Here is a 2,757-nt window from a genome sequence, read left to right as displayed (position 1 = left end):
GCATCGACCTCACCAGCGACCAGATCCCACAGCTGCGCCGGACTGGTCACACCGCCGGGAAGCCGACACCCCATCCCCACAACCGCAATCGGCTCAGCTACACGTGTCGCGCCGGTCTTCCGGGCAGGTTGCAGTGGTGCAGTCGTCCTTTGATCGCCAGCGATCTGGGCCCACACTTGATCAGCCAGCGCCAGCGGGGTCGGATAGTCGAATAGCAACGTGGCTGGTAGTTGCAGTCCAGTGGCCTTGTTGATTGTATTGCGCAGCTCAACGGCACTCAGCGATTCGAAACCGAGATCCTTGAATGAGCTGGCTGGGTCAATAGCGCTTGCCGTGTCGTGCCCCAAGACGCCTGCAATATGAGGGAGAAGATACTCGAGAACAGTTCGCTTTTGCTCCTGCTCGCTCCGACTCGACAGCTGGCGACGGATCTCGAGCTCTTCTTCTCGTGTTTCGGCGTTATATGCACGGCGACGAGATCGAGTCAGCCTGTTGAACAGGGGCGGGAGACTATCCTCTTCGGCGCGGGCATCAAGTGTGACCGAGTTCAGTCGCGTGGCGAGCACGTGTGCTCTATTGGCCGCGATTACTCGGTCGAACAGCGTGAGCGCAAAATCGGGGGACATCGGTACGATGCCACTGCGGGCGAAGCGCTCCTTGTCTGCGTCAGTCAGCGTCGAACTCATCCCGCCTGACGTGTTCCAGAGACCCCATGACACCGATGTTGCCGCCAACCCTCTTCGAGTACGGTGCTGTGCGAGTCCATCCAAGTAGCTGTTAGCGGCGGCGTAGTTTCCCTGGCCCGGGGAGCCGAGGACGCCGACAACTGATGAGAACAAGACAAACGCTTTAAGGTCCAGGTGACGGGTCAGATCGTGAAGATGCCATGCGGCATCGACCTTCGGGAGTAGCACGCTACTAACCCGTTGTGGAGTGAGGCCTGCAATGGTTCCGTCATCGATGACTCCGGCGCAGTGGATAACCGCGGTAAGCGGATGGTCAGGAGACACGGATGCTATGACTTCGGCGACGGACGCGCGGTCAGAGAGGTCGCATATGGCAGTGTGGACCTGGACGCCGCGCTCCTGCAATTCCTCCGTCAGCTCTGCCGCCTGAGGTGAATCGATACCGCGACGACTAGTCAACAATAGGTGCCGCACGCCGTAGTGGCAGGCGAGATGCCGAGCGACGTGCGCCCCCAGTCCCCCAGTTGCACCGGTTATGAGGACAGTACCGTCGGCGGGAAGATCCAACGCGGTCGGCTCTGCGGTGGTTCGTGTCCGGACCAGTCGTGGTACGACAATGGCGCCATTGCGCAAGGCAAGCTGAGGTTCGGAGAGGGACAACGCGCTGAGCAGCGCTTGGCCTGACGAGGGTGCGTGATCCGAATCGATCAACGTGAAGCGACCCGGCTCCTCGGTTTGCGCCGTACGGATCAAACCCCAAATGGCGGTGCTGCCTAGGCTGGAGATGTCCTCGTCGTCGGTTGTCGCAATGGCGCCTGAAGTAAGAAATGCGACTCGCACGGCCAGCCCGTCAGTGGCCACTAGTTCCTGCACAAGGCCAAGAACTTCTTTGCACAAGTCATGTGTCAGATGCGGAAGCTGATCGTCAGCGTTACGCATGGCATCCGTGTAGGCGTCAACCGGAACGATCAAAATATCCGGGGTGGGGTTGCCGGTTGCGACAGCCGCCCGCAACGCCGCAAGGTTGGGAAAAGAGGCTACATCGCTACCGTTCACACTCAGTTCAACCGCGAGCTTTGAGTCGCCCAATACAGCAGGACGGAGACCACCAGCGTTCCCGGCGACGGAAGGAGCCTGAGTCCATTCGATGTGGTACAAACCGTCAGCCGTAGCAGGTATGGCCGCCTGAAGCTGTTCCGCACTTACTGGACGCATCGCCAGGGAGCCAATGGTTACGACCGGCGCACCTTGACGATCGGCGACATCGAGGGACACCGTCTCGGCGGTGGGACGCGACAGTCGAATCCGCGCATGGGTGGTGCCAATAGCGTGAACCGTTACGTCTCGCCATGAGAATGGGACTCGTATGGAGTCGTTCTTCGGCGAATTCCCCATTACAAGCGCGGCAGGCTGCAAGGCGGAATCCAGCAGGCCGGGATGGATCCCGTACCCAGTAGGATCGGTGCCGTCAGGGAGGGCAATTTCGGCATACGTGGTAGTGCCGTCCTGCCACGCTGCGCGCAGACCGCGGAAAAGCGGACCGTAATCGAAGCCTGCGTCGACGATGCGTTCATAGAACTCGGTGATATCCAACGGGGTGCCACTTGGCGGCCAGAGAGTCGCATCGAACGATGTGGTTGGGGCTGATTCGAACACGCTCGCAGTGCCAGTTGCGTGCAGTGTCCACTCGGCATCCGATGGTGTGTCCTCGGGTCGGGTGTGCAGCGCGAAGGTACGGCAGCCGGTGGAGTCGGGTTCACCGATCGTGAGGTGTATTTGAAGTCGTTCGCCCTGTGGCACCGCGAGGAACACGTGGTGGGTGAGTTCGTCGATTCGGTCGCATCCGAGTGACCGAACGGCATCGAGAATCATGTCGATGAATGAGGTCCCCGGCAGGATTACCGAGCCGTGGACAATGTGCTGGGGAGCCCAGGTCGGTGTATGGCGGGAAACACGACCACTAAAGAGGTGGCCCTTTCCGTCGGGTAGGTCTGTGGTTGCGGTGAGTATTGGGTGGTTGGTGGGGCGGAGGCCTGCTCCGACGGTGGTGTGGGTGGAGGGGGTGGGGGTG

Annotated in this window: 1 protein-coding gene; it reads right to left on the bottom strand. The window is 60.6% G+C overall.

The genetic code is table 11. From position 1 onward, the window contains the following. Nucleotides 1-2,696 (bottom strand): SDR family NAD(P)-dependent oxidoreductase (locus ABZV58_RS34540; protein ID WP_355004397.1); only part of this gene is annotated, 2,696 nt, incomplete at its 3' end. Nucleotides 2,697-2,757 lie beyond the last annotated feature (61 nt).

The sequence above is a fragment of the Nocardia sp. NPDC004654 genome (assembly GCF_040609595.1).
In the GTDB taxonomy this organism is placed as follows: domain Bacteria; phylum Actinomycetota; class Actinomycetes; order Mycobacteriales; family Mycobacteriaceae; genus Nocardia.
Note: the sequence above shows the minus strand (reverse complement) of the source record. Positions and strands in the feature narration are given on the sequence as shown.